Source organism: Cupriavidus sp. DL-D2, assembly GCF_039710735.1.
Classification (GTDB): Bacteria; Pseudomonadota; Gammaproteobacteria; order Burkholderiales; family Burkholderiaceae; genus Cupriavidus.
The window spans coordinates 36958-57999 of record NZ_JBDKXK010000033.1 but is presented as its reverse complement, the minus strand read 5'-3'; the positions used below and the strand labels follow the sequence as shown (position 1 = coordinate 57999).

Genomic DNA, 21042 nt, shown 5'->3' with positions numbered 1-21042 from the left:
GGATTACCCCTGTTCCAGACGCTTGCGCTCGTTGTCGAGGTGGAAAGCCCCCTCCACCACGATGCGGTCGCCGGCCTTGACGCCGCTCTGCACCACGCGCATGCCGTCGCTTTCGGAACCGAGCTTCACCTTGGTCAGTCGATACTGGCCCGGCGCCGTTTCCACGTACACCTGCTCGTCGTTGCCATCGCGCACCACGGCGGAGCCGGGCACCACCAGCGTATCGGTGGGCTTGCCCGCGATCAGCATGCTGGCCAGCATGGCGGGCTTCAGCGCGCCGTTCTTGTTTTCCACTTCGGTACGGACCAGCACCGTGCGCGACTGCGGGCTGACCGTGCGGCCCACATAGATCAGCTTGCCGGTGATGGTGCCGCTGCCATTGGCCAGCGACGGCACCTCGATCTCCACGTTCTGGCCTTCGGCCACCTGCGCGGCCTGCTGCTCGGGCACCTCGGCCACGACCCACACGCGCGACAGGTCCGCCACGGTGTAGAGCGCATCCGCGGGCTGCACCACCTGGCCTTGCGCCACATTGCGCTCCACCACGGTGCCGCTGATGCTGGAGAACACCGGCGAATAGGAATCGATGCTGCCGTTCTTGGCCAGCGTGGAAATCGCGCCGGCGGACATGCCCAGCACGCGAAGCTGGTCACGATAGGCACGCATCTCGGCGGCGGCAATCGCGTATTCGCTCTGGCGGCGCTGCAGTTCTGCGCGGCCGATCACGTCGGCGTCGAACAGTTGGCGCGCACGCTCGGCGTTGCGGGCCTGCAGGTCGTTCTGCGCTTCGGCCTTCAGGAAGGCCATCTGGGCGGCGCCCAGTTCGCTGCTGTGCAGGCGGGCCAGCACCTGGCCGGCCTTGACCTCCTGGCCGAGCACGGCATAGAGGTCGGTCACGCGGCCGGTGACCGTGGCGCCGATGCGCGACACGCGCTGCTCGTCGAAATCGATACGGCCGGCCACGCGCAGCATCTCGCTGAACGGAGACGTGCCCAGGGCGGCCACCTTCAGGGTCTTCTGCAGGTTTTCAGCGGGCTTGACGATACCCGGCGGCAGCTTGGGCGCTTCAGCCGCCGGCTCGGGGTCCTTGGAGCAACCTGCCAGCGTCATCACCATCATGACGGCGGCTGCAATGGAAAGCAGGGAGTGAGAGGGACGCATGATCAGTTCGGAGTCTGGTAGGCGGGCATGGCGGAGGCCGGGGCGGCGCCAGTGGGCGCGCCGGGCGTGGCCGACATGAGCTTTTCAATCTGGATGGCGGCAACCTGCAGTTCGTACTGCGCGGTGATCAGTTCGCTGCGCGCATTGCGCAGCACGCGCTGTGCATCGAGGTAATCCAGGATGCCGCGCTCGCCAAAGCGGTAGGCGGCTTCCGCCACGCCCAGCGCCGATTCCGCTTCGCGCACGATGCCGGATTCCAGCGCCGTGACCTGGGCCTGCGTGATCTCGTACTGCTGGTAAGCGTTGCTCAGTTCCTGCGTCAGTTCGAACTCGCGCGCCTCAAGCGCCGTGCGGGCCTGCGTGGCCTGTGCGGTCGCCTCGCCCACCGGGCCGCTGCGGCGGTCCCACAGCGGAATGGTCATGACCAGGCCGATCTGGTTCACGTTGTTGTCCGGCTCGCGGTTGGTCACGGCACGCACGGCCACCTCGGGCCAGCGCAGCGAGCGCTGGTAATCCACGCCCAGGCGCGCGCGTTCCACTTCGCTGCGGCGCTGGTTCAGTTCGGCATTGTTGGCTTGCAGCGTGTCGCGCAGCACGGCCAGATTCGGCACGTTGGGCGCATGGGACAGGCTGCCGTGCAGCGCAAAGCTGGCCGGCAACGCGCCGCCCACCTGCTGACGCAGCGACGCCTTGGCCTGCTCCACGCGCAACTCCGCCGTTTGCAGCGTCTTCTGCGCGCCCAGCAGTTCGGTATCGGCCTTGATCAGTTCATAGCGTGGCGCCTCGCCCACATCCACACGCACCTTGGCGCGTTCCTGGATCTGGCGCATCAGGGTCAGGTCCTCGCGCGCGGCAGCCAGTTCGGTCTCGCGGCGCAGCACCTGGAAGTACGCGGTCTTCACGCGGCCAGCCAGTTCGGCGCGAAAGGTCTGGCGCTGGGCCTCGGAGGCTTCGAGTCCGCGTCCGGCCATCCGCTCGCGCAGGCTGCGCTGGTTCGGATAATCGAACTTCTGCACAAAGGCGTAGGACGGCGCATTGCCGCTTTGCACGCCAGCTTCCTTGCCGTGCAGGCGGCCATACATCACTTCCACCTGCGGGTTCGGATAGGCACGGGCCGTGGTGATCGCTGCCGTGGCGGCATCCACATTGGCCTGGGCAGCGTCCACGCCCTTGTTGGTCGATTGGGCGAGTTCCAGCAGTTGCTGGAGTTCGAAGGTTTCGGCGGCGGGCGTGGTGACCCGGGGCATCGCACGGGCCGCCAGCGTGGTGGTTGCCGGCAATGATCCGGCAGGGGCACCCGCCTTGGCGGGCGAAGGGGCAGAACTGACCGGCACGGGCTGCGCGGCCCAGGCGGGCGCTGTCAGGAAAGACAGCGACGCGACCCAAGTCAACGTTGTTTTGGTCTTCATGTCGGAGAGAATCAAACGGTACGGCTGTCCCGCCCCTCCGGCATCCACGCGCGCCAACCGTACCGGCCGGCATGGCGGGTACGCGTGTGGCAAGGCGTTACGGCGCGATGCTCAGGGCATCACGCGAATTCGGGGGCGCAAGACAAGGAAAGCACACCGTGGGCGCGAATCAAGCTGCGCGCACGGCGGCTCGGCAGATCAGCCGAGGAGATTGGGCGGGCGGAACACGCCCTCAGACTCGAACGTGGTGCGCGCGGCGAGCGGCTGCACCAGATCGTCCACGGACTGGGGAAGCTGGAAGGAAGGGAGTACGAACAGTGCGCTGGTCTCGTCAACGGCGTCGAAGAGGTCCAGCGGATCGAGCAGGTCGGCCGACCAGATGTTGCAATAGCCCGGCGGCGGGCCATCGTCAGCCACCTCGTCTTCACCGTAGTCCGGATCGCCCGGCAGCACGAGCTGCGACAAATCGTCATCGGCCGCCTGCATCGCGTAGTCCACCGCCTCCGCCTGCACGGCGTCCGCGCGCACGTTCGCCGCTGCCGGGAACGACAGCGCGGACAAGCACAGGGCAGTCAGCAGGAAAACGAGAAAACGCATCAGGCTCGGGGGCGGAAACCAGTCGAAACAGGGGTCAGGCAGCAGACAAAGCAGGCGGATGCCCATTATCAGGCACTTGCCGGGGGCGGGATGCTGCGGCACAGCATTGTAACCGATCGCAACAATGGACCCGGCAGAGGCTGGCAAGTTCCGCCCTGGCAAAGAATCTGCGTCGCCTCCCTCGTACAAACCCTAAACTTCGACGCCCCAACGCAAAGGGGCGCCCGAAGGCGCCCCTTTGTCCTGCCACCTTCCCTATCAGTGCTGCTGCAGGTTCCTCCGCTCGGTCGGGGTCAACTGGCTCAGCGCGGCATCGCCCAGGTTCATCTGCCCCAGTACCTGCACTGCCGACTTGTAGTCGTAAGGCGCGGGCTGGACGCTGGCGCCCTGCCCCGGCTTGGGCGCGCCTTCCGCTGGCTCGCCACCCGTGGACAGCACGCGCACCGTGAACACCGACGGCATGGCCTGGCGGGCGGCCGTGCGTTCGCGCTGCACGGCCTCCTGCGCCGCATTGGCGGCTTGCGACGCCGCCGCGCTGGCATTCGACAGGGCACCCACGTTGACGGCAGCCACCACCGGGATGCCGGTTGCCTTACCCTGCACCTGGATGTTCTCGGCATTCACCACGCGCAGCGCCGCCAGGTTGACGTTGCCCGACACACGGATGCCAGCTTCGCCCGCGTCGATGGTGCCCAGCGGCGCAATCAGGTCGATGTCGCCGGGCGGCACCTCGGCAATCGGATTCAGCGTGGCGATACCGGCGCCGGTGTTTGGCGTGGTCGGAGACAACGTCACGCGGCCATAGTCGTCGTAAATGCGCCGCTGTGGCGTGTAGACCACCGTGGACTTGGAACCCCGGCCCGCGTTGATGTCGCCTTGCGCCGACCAGCCCAGGATGCTGCCGCCGAACGTGGTGAAGATACGGCTCTGGCCCAGCAGGATGCTGTCGCGGGCATACATCTGGATCTCGCCAGAACCCTGCGTCAGCACGCCCGACCCCTCGCCCGGCACGAAGCCGCCATCCACGCCCACCAGCGTGCGGCCACCCGGCGTCAGGATGCTGATGTCGCCGCCAAAGTCCGTATGGATGCCGGCATCGAGCACGTCGAAGTACGGCACGTTGCCCGGCGATCCGGCGGCCACCCACTGGGCCTTGGTCAGGTACTTCACACCGGCCCGGGGACGCGTGGTGAAGGTCGGGTTGGCCGAGTCCATGTAGTACTTCGCGCTGCTGAACATGGTCAGGTCGCCGTCGTAGGCGCGCTCGCCCGTCGCGTCGCCCAGGCTCGCGCCATTCGGCAACAACGTGGCGATGGCCTCCCGGCCCCGCAAGTAGCTGCCGGCACGCGGGCCGCCCACGGCGTTGTACTCGCGCCCCGATGCCTTCAGTTCCGCGTAGTAGACATTGCGCAGATAGGCGCGCTGCTGCTCGGGCGGCAGCGCGGCGAAGAATGCGCGCGCATCGCCGGCGGCGGCATCGAAATGCAGGCCCAGGCCATTGGCGCCGCCGAAGCGGTCGGTCAGCCAGTTCACGAGATGCAACTGAGACTGGAGGCCGAACTCGCGCTGCAGGTCGCGGCTGGTGGCGGCCGTGCCGCCTGCCTGCTTCTGGTCGCGGGCAAGGTCCAGCTCCCCTTGCTTGGCGGCGAGGAACGCAGGCGCGCCAGCTTCGTCACCGCCGTAGCCGAACTCCGCGCGCAGCCAGTCGCCCAGCGTCAGCTTGCCGCCATACGTGGTCACCACCTTGCCCGGCTGGTCGGCCAGCGGACGAGACGGATCGGCCTGATTGGCCGGATCGAGGTAACGCGCCGCAAACGCCTGGAAACCCAGCCCGTCGAGTCCGCGTGCGCCTACACCTGCTGCCACGGCGATACCGGCCCCGCTGGCGCGATCCCCCGCCCGGGCATTGACCACCTGGCCGATGCTCTTGAGTTCGCCCTTGTCGGCGAGGTAGAGATCGCGGCCCGCGGTCACTTCCATCAGGCCCGGCCCTGCCACGTAGAACGTGCCGCCCAGGATGTCGCGCCCGGCCGAGATCACCGAGACATCGTCCGCGCTGTTGTGCACGATCAGGTTGCCGCGCACGCTGCCTGTCTCGATCCGCGTGGGACGCAGCGGCGCATTGGGCTGCGCGCTGTAATACTGCCCGTACCAGCCGAGCGCGGCAGTCGGCACCGTCTCGACAATGCCGAGTTCCGTGCCGGCGTTGACGATATCGCGCCCCGCGCGGATCGCCACCGGGCCGCCGCCTTCGTACCACGTCGGCTGCAGCCCGTCCTGGCCCTTGGGGTTGCCGTGCGTGATGATGCCGCCCGTGCGCAACCCCACGATATCGCCGTCGTTGGCATAAAAGCGCGCGGGCGGCTGGCCCACATGTGCCTGCCCGGAGGCGGTCGGTGCCGTCAGGCTGAACAGCGGATAAAGCTGGTCGGTGTCCATGCCGTTGGTGAACATCACGCTTGGTGCAAGCGCCTGTTGACTGACATTGCCGACCAGATGCGCACCGTACCAGACCCGCCCCACCACGCCAACAAAGCCGGGGTTGAACGGCGTGGGCAACGCGGCGCCATCGGCACCCGACTGCGTCACCGCGTAGCCGCCGGCGTAGATCGAATCGCCCGCCAGCAGTTCCAGCGCGCCGGTGCCCGTGGTCGTGAACTGCGAACCCACTGGCGACGGCGCCAGCATCAGGCCATATGGCGACTGCGCGATCAGGTTGTCGCTACCGCGCCTGCCCTGGCTCGACCCACCATAGTAGAGGCTGCCGTTGGGCGCCGCCGCGCGCAGGATGGCCGGCATCATGAAGCGGCCATCGGTGGCGCTGTGATTCTGGCCGGTACGGTTATCCATCCACGCCATCGACGGCGTCAGGTTGCCGCCCGCCGCCAGCAGATTTACCGCCGTGGCCGGGGTCCACAGCGAGAACCAGCTGAAGCCCTCACCGTCCTGCGCGGTGCCGTTGAGCGTGAACGGCGTGCCGTTGTGGTACTGCGGCACGCGGCCCGGATCGGCCACGCCACCCACGGCGAGATCGCCGCGCGCATCGATGCTGATCGTCGCATCGCCGGGCACCAGCACCGGCCCACCGGCCGCAATCGACGAGGTCGCCACGTTGGGCTGGTACGCACGCGATTCCATGCGATCCGAGACGTCGTAGCGCAGTTCCACACCACCCACCGAACCGGCCGCCAGCCGCAGCGCGCCGCGCAGGTTCGTGAACGTGCTGTTGAGCGGAATCTGCACGTTGTCGTAGCGCAGCAGGACGCCATCCATGCCGCTGCTGCCCGTATTCGGTGTCGCCCGCACCTCCGCCACAGGGTTGAGTCCCCCGCCGATGCGGATGTCGAGGTCGCCGCCACCGGTCAGCGTCAGCGTGCTGCCATCGGCCGAAACGCGGCCCGTGCTGGCTACTGCCAGGTTCAGGCCCTGGCTGCGCGACAGTACGTTGTCTGCCTTGCCCATGCGCGATTCCATCATGCCGGCGTCAGCGCCGGCTTCGAGCACGAGATTGCCGCCACCCATCGTGCCAATGCCCGTGAAGCCCACCAGGAATGGCGTGCCGTCATGCAGCGCATTGGCCGTGCCCTTTGCAGCGGGCACGTAGGTACCGAAGTTGATCCACCACGCGGTCGGCACGCCTTCGCCCGGTTGCGCGGCGCTACCGGTTCCCTGGCGCCACAGCCAGCCGCCCACGGCGGAGGTGTCGAAATGCGTCCGCATGACGCCAAGCGCATCGTCGTTGCGGATGGAGCCCGACGCCTGTCCGATGGTGTCGCCGCGCACGGTGCCCTGCGCACGCACCAGCACGTTGCCGCCGTGTTCCGGATACCACGCCTGATAGAGACTTTGCGTACCGCCGTTGACATACGGTGCCCAGTCGGCGCCCAGCGCGCCCAGGATGGTGCCGTCCGCCCCGTTCGAACGCGGCTGGTTGTACGCCGTACTCACGCCAATCGACTGCGTGCCCGCCGTGTAGACGCCGAACGGCGACGACATCGTGAAATCACCGGCCGACAACACGTCCAGATCGCCCGTGCCGGTACGCAGCACGCTGTAGAGCTGCTGGCGGCCCGGCGTCGCGCGGTCCTCATACTCTGCCGGGGTGCCGTCCGCGATTTTCGTCACAAGTACGCCGAGACCCCAGTCGTTCAGGCCCATCAGCGCTTCTTCACCACCAAAGTTGATGATGTCTTGAGGCGTGATGACATCACCCGGCATGTATCCGAAAATCTCGGCGTCCGGACCCCACACATACTGCCCCGGCAGGCCCGTGCCCGGCACCAGAACGTTCTTCTGAAACACCAGACCATAGTGCGTATCGGCCAGCAGCACATGGCCGCTGGCACTGTGCGGCAGCAAGGCGCGCGTGTCCGCGGCATCCAGATCCGCGCCGCCCACCAGACGGATCGACCACGATTGCGACCCCGGTGCCAGCATCGGCGCCAGCGCGAGATTGCGGCCCTGATTGCCATCGGCATCGGCCGGACGCATCTGTACGCTCTCTGCGTCGCCCGGCAGCTTGACCACGGTTTCGGCCGGCAGCATCGCACCCTTGCGCAGGGTCAGCGAACCCGCCAGTTGCACGCCATTCACGCCCGCCCAGGACGACCCGACATCGACAATGGCACCGTCGGGGAACGGCAGCGGCACGCCGGCCGGCCACACCATCGGCCCCACCTTCGCGGCGGACGGCAGACGGTTGCCCGCGTCGAGCTGCATGCCGCTGGACAGCGTCACGGCCTGCGGCAACACGGCGCCAGCGGCGTAGACCACGTTGCCGCTGCTATCGCGCACCGCGCCGCCCAGCACCGTGCCAGCCGGCAACACGAGGTCCGCCGTCAGCGTGGCGCGGGTGGCGAGTTCGGTGCCGGCGCGCAGCGACATCGCCTGCATCGACAACGCATAGTTCAGCGCGCGGCCCGAGTAGAAGAACGTGCCTTCTGCCAGCGTCACGAGGTTGTCGGTCGGGATGATCACATCGCCGCCCCAAGGGATGCGGCCCTTGACCAGAATCCAGCCCTTGTCGTCGATCGTGGGCTGCAGCACCGAGGTATCGAAACCATCGGTGAGGCTGCCGTAGATCTTGAGGTTGCCGCCCGCGCGCAGCACCAGCGCGCCCGCCTCGCCCGAACCATAGACACCAGTCATCTGCGAATGCGGATTCACGCTGGCGTAGCGGAAGCCGGACAGGTCGATATCGCCATCGACATGAAGGTCGCCATCGGGCGTGGCGCTGACGATCTCGACGCCGGGGCGCAGATGGAACGCGTCCGCGTAGCCACGCAGGCCGGCCAGCTTGCGATTCATCAGGTCGCCGTTGGCCAGCGCGTTGGTCATGAACGCCGCGCTGTCGTCATGCAGGTCTTTCAGGTAGCCCTGCGTGATCGACTGGTAGTCGCGGCCATCGACGGTGCCGCCCGTGATCAGCGGCGCGTTGTCATAACGCTGGAACGCGTTGACGTAGATGCCGCGCGCGCCATCGATGCGCACGGTGCCCGACGCATCGATATCCACATCCGTACCGCGCGCGCCGCCAATACGCCGCGCGCTCAGTTCCACCGTCCCCAGCGCCTGCGCCGTGCCATCGGTGCCGGCGCGCACGTCCATGCGCGCGCCATCGGCCAGCACCAGCGTGCCGTTGCCGCTCTGGATCTCGATCATGGCGCGGTTCGGCGCCTCGATGATCTTGCCGTAGCTGTCCACGCGCAGCACGCGGCTGTGCGCATCGAGCAGTGCATTGCCGCCGATGGCCACGCCATCGCGCGCCGCCAGGCGGATGCTGCCCACCTGTTCGCCGCTGGCATCCACGGTGCCGTTGACCACGAGCCGGCCGCCATCGACGGACACGCTGATCTCGCGCGCCTTCAGTTCGTCGCCAATCGTCAGGTCGCCCTGCTTGATCTGGAAGTTGCGGCTGCCGCTGACCTTGCCATCGTTGAGTCGCTGGTTCAGGCCCGTGAAGTCCGCGATCTGCTGGCCGCGAATATCGGCGCCGCCTGCGGCATATGGCACGTAGGTGCCGCCCGCGTCGTAGTGGCCGGTGCTGCCGCCCGCGAAGGAGCCTTGCAGATCGACCATGCCCGCACCGGTGCCCAGCGCGATGGCCGTGAACTTGCCCGCGCGGTTCTCCACTGCGGAGAGATCGACGTGCGAACCCGATGCCTGGCGGATGTTGCCCGCCTTGCTGTCAAGCACCACATCGCCGCCCCAGCTGTACTTGCTGACGTCGAAGAAGTCGAGCTTGCGCCCGGCGAGGTCGAGGTCGGCGCGATCACCCAGCGCGATGTCGCCCTGCGCGGTGACCGTGAGCTTGCCGCTCGGCAGCGCCACGGCCGTATCGAGCGCAACGTTGCGCCCTTCCAGCGCAATCTCCGCACCCATCGCCGCCACCAGTGCGGCGTTCGACAGCACCGGCGCCGTCGCGCCAGCCGGTGCGGCCACGCTGATGTCGCCACCGGCGCGCAGCGTGTTGACGGAGCCTGCCTGGCCCGTCAGCAGCGGCGTCTCGATATGCAGATTGCCGCCGTTGTAGGGGAACTTGCCTGCTGCGTCGTCCCATGCGCCGCGCGACTGGTAGACCGCCAGCGTGCCCTTTCGATTGGCCGTGATGCGCTCGCCAGCCTTCAGGATCACATCGCTGAAGCCAAGCGCCAGACGGTCCATGTCATGCACGGTGTCCGTGCGTACCGATGGTGCGAAGCCGAACTCGATCTCGCGCGCATCGATCGTGAACTTGCCCGAGCCGGTGCCGGCCCCGCCTGCAGCCACCTGCCCAGCCGGCGTGGTGGCGCCGTTCCACACCAGCACATCGGTCTGGATGCGTGCATCGGCATTGGCATCGCCCGCGCCATAGATGGCCGGCGTGGTCAGCACCAGGCGGTCGAGCGCGGATTTGCCGGTGACAGGATCGAGCGTGGAGAGCGTGATCGAATCGTGGAAGTTGACCGCATCGCGCGCGGTCAGGATCAGGTTCTCCAGCGCCGGGGCGCCGGTGCTGGTGTCGCCGTTGATCAGGCGGTTCAGCACGTCCTGCGAGAGCCGCAGGCCCGGCGTCAGTGCGCCGCGCGACGCCGCACCCGCCAGCGCGGCTTCGGTGCCCACGTTGATCGCCCCCACCGACAGCGAGAGATTGCGCGTGCCGTAGCGCACCGCGTCGCGCAGTTCGAACGTGTTGTCGGTAGCCGCCGCGATGGTGCCTTCCGAATACAGCTGCGCATTGCCCTGGCACGCGGCGCCCGCGCCGCAGGCGCCGATATCGATGAAGCCGCCGCCGAAGCTTCCGTTGCTCGCAACAGGTGCCAGCATGTCCAGCCACCCGTTCGACAGCGCCACCACTCCGCGCTGGCCCGGCTCGAAAACGAAGCCGTTAGTCGAGTCCCACGCGGCCTTGCCCTGCCCCAGCGTGTTGATGCCCGCACCCTGCTCGATAGTGATGCCACCGGTCGGGTTGCTGGTCACGAGGAATACCTCGGGCGCCTTCAGCACAGCACCTTCGCGCAATACGATGTTGGAAGCGGCGGAATCGAATGTCGCCACATTGCCGCGCTGGGCGTTGCTGCCCGCGCCGCCGACCTTCGGCAATGCGCCGATGGCAAGCCGGGAGGCGCCGATCGCGTTCAGGTCATCGGCGTGCAGTGACACCGGATACGACATGGCACCCGGTGCACCAGGCGCTGCGCCAGCGGCCAGAACCTCGTAATTGCCTGCGCCAGTGACCAGCGCGCTGCCGCCCCAGCCGCCTTCCGGCGTGTCATACAGTGCCTTGCCAGCGAAGTGCAGCGATTCGGTATCGCCGATCTTGCCGTTGGAGTAGCCCGCGAGGAAATCAAGCTTGAGCGTCTTGGCATCGCGCTCGATCATCGTACGCGGCATGCCGTTGCGCTGGGCTGCGGCGATAGCGTAATCGGTGTAGTTCGTCTCGTTGTACTGCGAATAGCGGCGCAGTACGTCCGCCGAAGTGACGATGGCCTGCGTAGGCAGTGCGTCGCGAATGCCCGTGCCGAACGTGCTCAGTTGCGCGCTGGTGGCGTACGAGCCATTGCGCATCGCCAGCGCATCCTGCCGCGTAGTGGTGGCGATAGAGGCGGCGGCCTGCGCGCCGTTCAGTTCCACACGGAAGGCGCCCGGCAGCAGCGCGTAGGTGGACGGCAGCAACGTATAAGTGCCCGCCGGCAAGCCCGGCACGCCCGCGCCGATGGTGATCTGGCGGCCGATGGCCGGGTCGCTCGCGCCTTTCTCCGCCACGATGGGTGCGTACCCGGCCTGCGCACCCGGCACGATGGCGTAGACCGGGTTGGTCGCCAGCCCCGGCAGCGTGAAGCCACCCTGCGGGTCCACCTGAATGAGCGAGTTCATGCGCGCATCGGTGGAACCGCCGCGTCCGGACAGGAACGCAGCGCCCTTCAGGTCGCCACCGCCGCTCATGTCGAGGACGGCCCCCTCTTTCACGTCGATGGCGTGGCCGGCCAGCGTGACAGCGGGTCCGGCGCCCGCCTTGTCGAACGCCACATCGGCGCCGTTATACATGTAGCTCAAGCCATCCAGCGATCCGCCGAACGGCATGGTCAGGCCCTTCGCGCTCACGGACGTGACGCTACCCGGCAGCAGGTTGACGATGCCGGTTTCCTGACCGTTCTGGCTGGAGCCGATGGTCACGCTGCCCATCGGTGCGCGCACCACGCCGTTCTGGTTGACCGTGGGTCCGGCCAGCTGGATCGAGCCGAAGACCGAATACGGCAATGCCGGGTCGGCCGCCCCCGCCGCGCCCGACCGCTCGATGTTCAGCACACGCGTGGGGACCATGCGGGTCATCCGGGTGCCCCACTGGTCCACGTAGTTTTCCAGGCCAACGACGAACTTGCCGCTGTCCAGCGTGGCCGGATAGATCTGCGACGCAGCCAGCGTCAGGTTGCCGGCTGAATAGAGCTCGGCGGCACCGGACAGGCGCATATCGGCCGCACTGCGCAGGGCGATCGACCCGAACGTGTCACGCTCCACCTTCAGCGGCGTGCCGCTATTCATCACGATGTCGCCGCGCGTGCCCATCAGCATCTGCCCGGCGATATCGAGAAACCCTGCATCCACGGTCAGGCTGGCATCTTCGGCCACCAGCGGCACGCCGAGCGACCCGCCGCCCGAAGTGATCAGGTTGCGCGAACCGACCACCGGATTGGGCATGATCGAGTTATCCACCGCGCGGCGCGTATTGCCAGCAATCTGCATGTACGGTGCCGCCAGCGTGACGTGGGTCGCCCGATCCGCTTGCTGCGCAAGATTCAACGAACTGGCCACCAGCCGCAGGCTCTGGTCCATCTTCAGATCGACATCGCCGTCGAAGCTGATCAGGCCGTTGGCGAGCAGCGAAAGATTGCCGAAGCCGCCTGCCGCGGTGCGGTCCACGCCAATGCGCCCGTAACCGAAGGCCAGCGTCTCGCCATTCGCGAGATTGGCGCCCGGGGCGAGGTCGTCGGACAGGACGCTGGCGCCCTGCACCTGCGCCAGGATCAACTCGCGCGGCACCCGCACGGCGTCTTCCACGCCAACGCCTTGCAGCGTGTTGTTCGCCACGCCCAGATAGGCCGGCGTTTCCAGCGCCAGCGCCAGCGTGCCGCCCGCTGCGCCGGGGCCCGCCGACGCCGCGCGCATGGCACCATCGACGAACAGCCCACGGTAGGAACTCAGCGCAATCACGCCGCCGTTGCCCGGCAGTGCCACGGCACCCTGGCCCGGCACGTCGATCGTGGCGGCGTCGCCCGATGCGTCGAGGCGCGCGCCTGGACGCACCACGATGAACGCATCTGCGGCGTCCACCTGACGCGCGCCCGCCACATAAGGCGCGCCAATCTCGATGGTGCCGCCATTGGCTGCCCGCCCGTAGACGCGTCCGGCGTTATCCACTGCGGTGGCCGCACGGCCTGCCGCATCGAGCACCGCGTGGTTGCCGATCCAGATGGAACGGCTGTCCGCGTGACCGCTCGGCGTATCGGCCGCAGCCACGCCCAGCGCCGTCTCCAGCACCGAGATCTTGCCGCCCCACGCGTTCAGCGTGCCGTCGATGGTGATCTGGCCGTTGCCCTGCAACGTGATCTTGTGAACGGGGTCGACCGAGACCACGCTGCCCGTGCCGACTGCCACCGGCGCGTGCCCGTAGACGCTGCCGCCCGTCAGCACCAGATCGGCACCGCGCCGCTGCGTCAGCACACCGTCTTCGGGGTCTTCTTCCCAGAGGGGCGGCAGCCATTGCTGCATCGCATCCGCTGGCGTCGTGCCCGTGGGGGCCGCGTGCGCGAGCACGGTATCGTGGCGCATCACGGGCATGCTGACGTCGATGATCGCGCCCGGCGCCACCGCCACGCCTTGCTGGCCGATCACCTCGTATTGGCCGAAGCCGGTCTGGAACACCTTGCCGTCGAGCACCAGCAATGGCTTGACCTTCACATCGGCGGACAGCGCCGTGCCCGGTGCGAGCCGGTCGCCCGCGTGCAGCGTCACGGCCTGCGTGAACGGCGTGCCGGCCTTGACCGTGGTGTCGAACGGCGCCACGGGCATGCCATCGGCAAACACACCCGCGGGCACCACGTAGCCGGCCGCCATGTTGCCGACCGTCCTGGTGATCTTCGCCCCAGTCGGAACCGTCATGCCGGTCTGGTAGAAGTTGCCGTAGCTGTCGTAGACCACGTACGCGACACCGCCCTCGCCAGCCGGCACCTGCCAGTTGCCTACCAGCGTCGCAGGCTTGTCCACCGTGACCAGGAGATTGCCGCGCGCGACGCCGCCCGGCTGGATGCGATCGGTGGTGTAGGTGTAGTCGGTCGGCAGGACAGTACCTACCGGCATCGTCAGGTCCTGCGCCAGCATCAACTGGACGTCCGCCGATTCACCAGCCTTCAGCACGCCGTTCTCTGCCAGCGGACTGCTGCCCACGATCACGCCCGTGCCGGAATCGAGCGTCAGCTTGCCGCCGCCGCGCACGCCGTAGCCGCGCAGTTCGCCGTCCATGCGCAGCGTGCCAGCGTTCTTGCCGGTGGTATCCAACTGGTTCGATAGCAGCGAAATATTGCCACCGCGTCCCCCATCGAGCTTGCCGCTGGCTTTCAGCGCCGCGCCCGACGAGACATCGAGCACGCTGCCGGTGTCCAGCACGATATTGCCCGTGGTGCTGATGCGGATATCGCCGCCATTGATGTACGGCAGCCCCGCGATGTCGCCCGCGTCCGTGCGCAGGTTGGTCCAGAGCCCGCGCGTATCGAGCGTGACGCCACGCGCGACGTTGACACCGGTCATCGCAACCGGCGTCGCGGAAATCGTCCCGTCGACCCATTCGTTGCCGGTCCTCTGGCTAAGGACGTTGCCGAGCACGATCTGGCCGCCACGTGCGGTCAGATCGGCGTTGACGTCCACCTTGCCCGCGTGCAGCGCGATGCCGCCGCCGTTAGCGACGGCAATCGGCGCATCCACCTCGATGCCATCCTGTGCGTAGACCTTGAGGCCGCCCAGCTTCTGTGCGTTGACCCAGCCGGCATCCAGTGCGATGTGACCGGCCAGCGAATCGGGCATCGCGCCATCCAGGCCGAGCCCCTGCGCGATACCCTCGACCGCGCCGATCTCCACCTGCTTCACCTTGGCCTTCGGGCTGTCGCGCAGCATGCCCGAAGCGGTGTCGTAGAACGGACTGATCGACCCGATCACGAGTTCGCCGGCCAGCGGCGCGGCAATCTGCGACTGGCGATAGCCATCCAGCGTGGCATCGCGCGCCTGGCTCTGGCGGGGCCCCTGATACACCGTCGATTCGATGGCGCCTTCCAGCACGGCGGAATTCGTGCCCACCACCACACGACCCGCATCGCGGCCTACCGTGTAGCCGTTCTCCAGGCGACGGTCGGGCGCAATCAGCGGGCTGTTGAACTGTTCGGTGGACGTCTTGCCCCAGCGCTGGTGCTGGGTCTCATAGCCGCGATACAGGCCGCTGTAGAGCACGTCAGCCGGGGCATTGTCGAGGCTGTACAGGCGGCCATCCTCGCCGCGCAGCCAGCTTTGGCGAATCATGCCGGTCTGCACGTTCAGCGAGCCGCCCGAAACGTTCACCGACGATCCGGCCTGCGTCACCAGTTGGCCGCCATCGAACGTCACGGTGCCGCCCAGCGCGGCCCATTCGCCGATGCCATGGCCGCTGGTGTTCAGGTAGCCGCTGACTTCCAGCAGGCCGCCGCCGGTGTACCAGCGATCCGTGGTGTAGCCGTTGGTGCCCGCCGGCACGCGCACGAGATAGCGGCGGTCCACCCACATCGTGGTGTTGTTGAGCTTGCCGGAGTCGCGGTTGTCCGGGGAATCGCGCTGTTCATTGCCCTGGACGTTGACCTCGACGTTGTTGGCCTCCATCGCCACGTTGACGCCCACGGCGCCCGCCACATCGAGGATGGCGCGGTCAGCCAGCAGCGCACGGCGCGCGGCGTTGACGCTGATCTGGCCGCCCGTGGCCAGCGTCAGCGAATCGCCATCGAACAAGACATCGCCCGAGGAAATCACCTGCACCAGCGACTGGTCGCGGCGGTTGTAGCCGGATTCGCTCACGGTGCCGGAGTCGCGCAGCAACGCATCGCGCTGCACGTCGAGTGCCGTACCGCCGCTGTCATCCAGCACGATGGCGCTGACGCTGTTCGGCGCCATCGTGACGCGGCTCTTGTCGTCGCCTTCGGCGCGCAGGTGGATCGTGCCGCGCGTATTGACCGAGGTGCTCGACACCAGCACGCCCGACTGCTCGACGGTATGGCCCTTGAGCGTGATATCGCCCGTGGTGGCCTGGATCAGACCGCTGTTGGTGACAAGACCCGCTGCGCTGTTGGCCAGTCGCGTGACGTCGATTTCGTTGCCGCGCGTGCTCGAATTGGGATTGCCGTCGGTGCCCTGACCCCGGCGGATCACGAAGCTGTCTCCAGCCGCCAGCGCGGTTTGTCCGCCCGGCGTGACGATGGTGCCGCGGTTATGCGCCTCGCGGCCCAGCAGCAGCACGTACCCGCCGCCCTGCGTGACGGACTCGGGCTTGCGCGTGGCAATGCGCGCGCCGGCCTCGACAATGACATCGCCCGTGGCCGCACCATGCGTGACCGCCGTTGTGCTCACAGCCAGATCGTTGGCGAACGTCGGCACATAGCCCGCGCCGCGTGCCTCGCTGAACAGGCCCTTGTCGAACTGCGCATTGGTCATGCCAGCGGCAGCGGCCACCAGATTGCGGGTATCCACCTGGCTCGTGCCCGTGAACACGATGCCGTTGCGGTTCACGATCATGACCGTGCCATCGGCCTTGATCTGCCCCTGGATCTTGCTCGGGCGCGCCTGCGGATCGTTCACGCGGTTCAGCACGGCCCAGTCCTGGCGCTGCTGGAATTCCACCGTGGTGTTGCGGCCCACGTTGAACGTTTCCCAGTTCAGGATCGCTTTATAAGCGGTCTGTTCGATGGTGACCTGCGTGCGCCCATCCACCACTTTCTGCGTGGCGTCCTTGGCGTTGATCCAGCCGGCGGTCAGGCTATTGGTATCGACCTTGAGGCCGCCCTCGCCCAGCCCATCGGGCACCGAGGCTTGCTGCGCGGCGGCCTGGCGTGCGGCGGCCTGCGTGGCCTGCATTGCGGCAATGCTTTGCGCAGCCTGCCCGAGATTCTGGATCGAGCGCTGCAGTTGTGCGTTGGCTTGTTGCTGCTGCCCCTGCGGATTGGTCAGCATCGACGCCGGCATGCCGTTGGGCAGACGGCCCGTGGCAGCCGCCGTGTCCTGCGTCATGTTCTTCTGCGCCATCCATGCGCGGCTGAACGCCTGGTTTGCGTGCGTGGCGCCCGAGGTGCCCCACAGGCCGCCCGCCGCCACCAGCAGCGCCACGGTACGGGCCAGCGGCCTCGCCTGCGGTATTGCCATCCCAACCTTGTGTTGCGCCAGCGATTTGTTCTGGTTTGCGCGCGTCTGCATGGTGCCCTGATCCCGTCAAGCAAGTTTGCGGAGCCGGTGCGCAGCGCGTGCGAGGCGTGCGGTCCGACTCCTGTCGTCATTGCCATCGACGGGCGTTGCCGCCGATGCTCCTGGGAGCTAGACCCTTTGGCGGGACCGAATCGGCAAGGTTTTCCTTGAAGATTTGGTGACAGTCCCGCGACGGCATCAAGACAACAGGACGACCCCACCGGGCAGATGACGGGCGTCGAGCCCGAACGACTGCTGAATCTGTGCGATGGCCTTGTCGAGCGCATCGATGCGGAAGCGCCCTGTGACGGGGCGCGCGGCAAGCTGGCGCGACATCAGCACGAGCTTGCCATTGCGGTAGCGATTGATCTCGTTGACCACATCGCCCAATGGCGTCTCGGCAAAGCGCAGGAACCCCTCGCGCCACGCGGGCATGCGCGCGGCGTCCAGATCCACCACGTGTGCAAGCTTGCGGTCGTCATAGGTGACCTGCTGCCGCGCATTCAGCGTGACCGTGCCCGTGGGATGCGCCACCTGCACCACGCCCTGCACACAGGTCACGCAGACGGAATCGGCGGTGTGCAGCACCTCGAATCGCGCACGCGCAGCCACCGCACGGCCCGCGCCCGCCGTGACCGCAAAGGGCCGGCTGGTGTCGCTCATGTCGATGGCGGTCTCGCCCGCGATCAACTCGATACCGGCCACCCGGCCACGCGGATGCAGCGCGATGCTGGTGCGTGTATTCATTTCCACACCGACGTTGCCGCCCAGCGTGATGTGCCGCTGCTCGCCAGCCACGGTGCGATAGTCGCCGCGCCGCTCGCTTACGGACGCCCACATTCCCATGGGCGGATAGACCATCGCGACGGACGCCACAGCCGCGGTGCCGAGCGCGCCGCCAAGGAAAGCGCGACGCGGGAAATGCACCGGCGCAGGCGCGGCCTTGGGTTCGGGCCGCGCGGCCATCGGCTTCTGTTCGAGCAGTTGGCGACCCGCCTGCGCGAGGTCCTGCCACTGGCGTTGCGCAGCGGTAAAAGCAGCGGCGTGGGCGGGATTGGATTTGCACCATTGCCGCAGCGCATCGCCATCGCGATGCGTCATCTGGCCGGCACCGATCCGCCGCACCCATTCCAGGGCCTGGCGTTCGATCCGGGAGAGGCCGCGTGGCCGTTGTCGCAGAGGGTTCATGGTGGCAGTCATGGCGTCTGGCAACCCCACCAAGCGGGGGCGCATGACATCAAGACGGTTCTGGCGCTCAGGATCGGCACGATTTCTTCAACCCCGCTGTTCCATGTGCGCCACGCAGTACTCATGTGCGCGTTTCAATTCGAGTCCGATCAGGCGCGCCGATACGCCAAAGCGCACGGCCGCTTCCTGATTCGACAGTTCCTCGACCCGCACTGCCAGAAAGATTGCACGGCGACGCGGTGGCATCTTGTCGATTACGTCCGCCAGTGCCTGCACGTCGCTGCGCGCCGCCACGGTCTGCGCCGGACCCGGTGCGGGGTCCGCGATATCGAGCATCAGCGTGTCGAGTTCTTCCGCGCTCATGAAGCGGCGGTCGCGCTGCAGGCGATCCAGCGCGAGGTTGGTCGCCATGCGCATCAGGTACGCAGCGGGGCTCGCTACCGGGCCGTTGGCATCGTTGCGATCTTCGAGATGGACCCAGGTGTCGTGCAGCGCGTCGCTGGCCAGCTCGGCCGATCCCAGGCGCCATGTCAGGCGGCGCTTGAGATCGTCGTAGCGTTGCGTAAGCAGGTCACGCAGCCCGGAGCGGATGGTCTCGCTCATCGCAGGCTCCGTGGCGCTTCACATGCGGGAACGCACGCCTGCCCCGCCACGCATTGCCGCACCAGCAGCACGAACGGCGTATCGGGCTTCTCGGGCGCGCGGCCCATGTCGATCTGCTGCAGCGTGTCGAGGATGGCGGCGTCGCGGCGGTTGTCACCCGTGGTATCGAGCAATCGTGCCCGCTGCACGCGTCCCGCGCGACCAATCTGCACGGTCACGGCGAGCCGATAGCTGCCCAGCGCCAGCGCAGGCCGCGCACACAGTGCCTGCCGCACGCGCGACTGCACCAGCGCGTCATAGTCCTGCCGTGCCACCGAAGCGTCCTGTGTCGCAGGGGAAACCGGCGTGTCGCCTGAAGGGGCCAGCACGAAAGCATCGCCAGCGGTGGCATGCGCGGCCAGGCCGGTGCCTTCCAGCAAACGGTGCAAAGCGTCGCGCGGCGTCATCGCACCCACCACCGCGTGCGAGGTGCGGCCATCCGCGAGTTCGGACGGATAGAAGACCGACATGCTGGTCTGCGCGTCATAGCGGTCCAGCGCCAACTTCAGCGGCTGGGCCGGCAAGTCGAACACCATCTCGGCGGCGCGCGCGAACGTCATCCACGGCAGCGTGGCGGCGAGCGCCATGACCGCGACACGCCCCCGCCGCGAACGCCTGGGCGTACACGGTCGACGGGAAGCGGGCGGGCATGCCATGGAATGCGGGTGACCTGTTCATAGGGTGCTTGGGTTCGACCGGATCGTATGACTGTGACGTGACGTTGCCATGACAAAAAAAGAACGACGCGCCGGCAGGTCATTCGGCGCGTCGCCCACAGTGAAGAAGGGAAAGCGTTATGCGGCAGCGTCGGAGGTCTCGGCGGCTTCGCCCTCACCCTCGGCGCGGAAGTTGCGCAGATGCAGGAAGAACTGGCCCATCATCTGGATCCACACCTGCATCGACACGGACAGGAAATCCTCGCTGACACCACCCGTCACCATCACGTCCATTTCCAGCACGACGAAGTCACCGTGCGTGGCAATGCGCGCGAAGCGGCGGCTGCGGTGCCAGTCGGCCAGCAGCGCATCGGGGAATACGCCGCCGTCCACGCGCAACGGGCAGCTCAGCGTGAAATCGAGATACTGGTCGGGGCCGAGGCGATTGCCCCACAGCACCTGGAAGCCCACGCCGTGGCTGGCGCTGTGCAGGCGGGTGCCCTGCTCCTCTTCCACCACCTGCACGGCGCAACCCGCGCGGCGGATGGCTTCGGCAAGTTGCTCGGCGCTGACGGCGGGCACTACGGCGGGCTGGGTGGCAATGTTGGTTTCGAGGTTGGCTTCGGTGCTGGCTGCGATATCGAGTACGGCTTCAGTCATGGTCATGTCCTGTGTTCTGTGCGTTCAGTGTGTTCTGTGCGGATGAATGGGGTGTGTCACTGCGCTTGCGCGGGCGCGCTCGATGGCGCGGCAGCAGTAGGCGTAGACGCTGGCTGGGCTGCCTGTGCCTCTGCGGCAGGCACCGCGTTGGCATCGAAGCGGCCTTCGTAGAGCTTGTCGCCGTAGTCCTGCGCGATGTGCTCGTAGCGCACGCGGCTTTGCGCGGCGAATGGCTGGCGCGAGGCCATCACGGTGGTGAGATCCACGGTCTCGTAGGCGCGCAGGATGTCCTGCCCCACGGCGTAAAGCTTTGCATTGGCGATTTCGCAGCGTTGCAGCGCGGCCTTCTGCGTGGTGGCTTCCGAGGCCAGCTTCTGGCGTTCAGCGTCGATGCCGCGCGCCATGCGCAGCAATTCGTCGTAGGCACCCCGGAACTGCGCCACCTGGCTTGCGGCCTTCTCGGCCGCGCCCTGCCCCTGCAGCTGCGATTGACGCGCCGCGTCGGCGAGCTTCTCGCGCGCGCCACGCTCGGCGGCTAGCTGGGCGCGCGTGGCGTCCAGCTCCTTCTTCATCGCGGCCGCATCGGTGCTGCCTGCGTTGCCCGCGCCCGCCTGCGGCTGGCCGGCCTTCAGCGCGGCCAGTTCGTTCTGGGCCTGCTGCAACTGCGTGGTGGTGATGCGAAGCTGGTTGCGCAGGCGCTCTTCCATGCTCTGTGCCTGCGCATGGGCGCCGGTTGCCACCAGGGCAAGAACCAGCGGCATGGCACGTATCAAAGGGATCGG

The 21042-nt window shown here is 67.5% G+C and carries 9 protein-coding genes; all 9 read right to left on the bottom strand.

What is annotated here, in order from left to right:
* Positions 1–3: 3 nt before the first annotated feature.
* Positions 4–1161, bottom strand: a complete 1158-nt coding sequence (locus tag ABDB81_RS18330; RefSeq protein ID WP_160474026.1) for an efflux RND transporter periplasmic adaptor subunit — start codon at positions 1159–1161, stop codon at positions 4–6.
* 2 nt (positions 1162–1163) lie between these two features.
* Positions 1164–2570 carry a TolC family protein gene (locus ABDB81_RS18325; RefSeq protein ID WP_137926756.1) on the bottom strand — a complete coding sequence of 469 codons (1407 nt, stop codon included), beginning with the start codon at positions 2568–2570 and terminating at the stop codon, positions 1164–1166.
* A gap of 198 nt (positions 2571–2768) precedes the next feature.
* Positions 2769–3167, bottom strand: coding sequence for an auxiliary protein of the heavy metal cation-transporting efflux system HmyCBA (locus tag ABDB81_RS18320; protein ID WP_346812720.1), 399 nt, complete (start codon positions 3165–3167; stop codon positions 2769–2771).
* 258 nt (positions 3168–3425) lie between these two features.
* Positions 3426–17126 carry a filamentous haemagglutinin family protein gene (locus ABDB81_RS18315; protein WP_346812719.1) on the bottom strand — a complete coding sequence of 4567 codons (13701 nt, stop codon included), beginning with the start codon at positions 17124–17126 and terminating at the stop codon, positions 3426–3428.
* Positions 17127–17312: 186 nt separating this feature from the next.
* Positions 17313–18302, bottom strand: a complete 990-nt coding sequence (locus tag ABDB81_RS18310; RefSeq protein ID WP_346812716.1) for a FecR domain-containing protein — start codon at positions 18300–18302, stop codon at positions 17313–17315.
* A gap of 87 nt (positions 18303–18389) precedes the next feature.
* On the bottom strand, positions 18390–18905 hold the full coding sequence (locus ABDB81_RS18305; protein WP_346812714.1) for an RNA polymerase sigma factor: 516 nt from the start codon (positions 18903–18905) through the stop codon (positions 18390–18392).
* The gene (locus ABDB81_RS18300) at positions 18902–19531 is read right to left on the bottom strand and encodes a secretin and TonB N-terminal domain-containing protein (RefSeq protein WP_346812712.1); all 630 of its coding nucleotides are present in this window, start codon (positions 19529–19531) and stop codon (positions 18902–18904) included. The genes ABDB81_RS18305 and ABDB81_RS18300 overlap by 4 nt, the downstream gene beginning before the upstream one ends.
* 207 nt (positions 19532–19738) lie before the next feature.
* Positions 19739–20260 carry a YbjN domain-containing protein gene (locus tag ABDB81_RS18295; protein WP_346812709.1) on the bottom strand — a complete coding sequence of 174 codons (522 nt, stop codon included), beginning with the start codon at positions 20258–20260 and terminating at the stop codon, positions 19739–19741.
* A 56-nt stretch (positions 20261–20316) separates the two neighbouring features.
* Positions 20317–21021, bottom strand: coding sequence for a hypothetical protein (locus ABDB81_RS18290; protein ID WP_346812705.1), 705 nt, complete (start codon positions 21019–21021; stop codon positions 20317–20319).
* Positions 21022–21042: the final 21 nt, after the last annotated feature.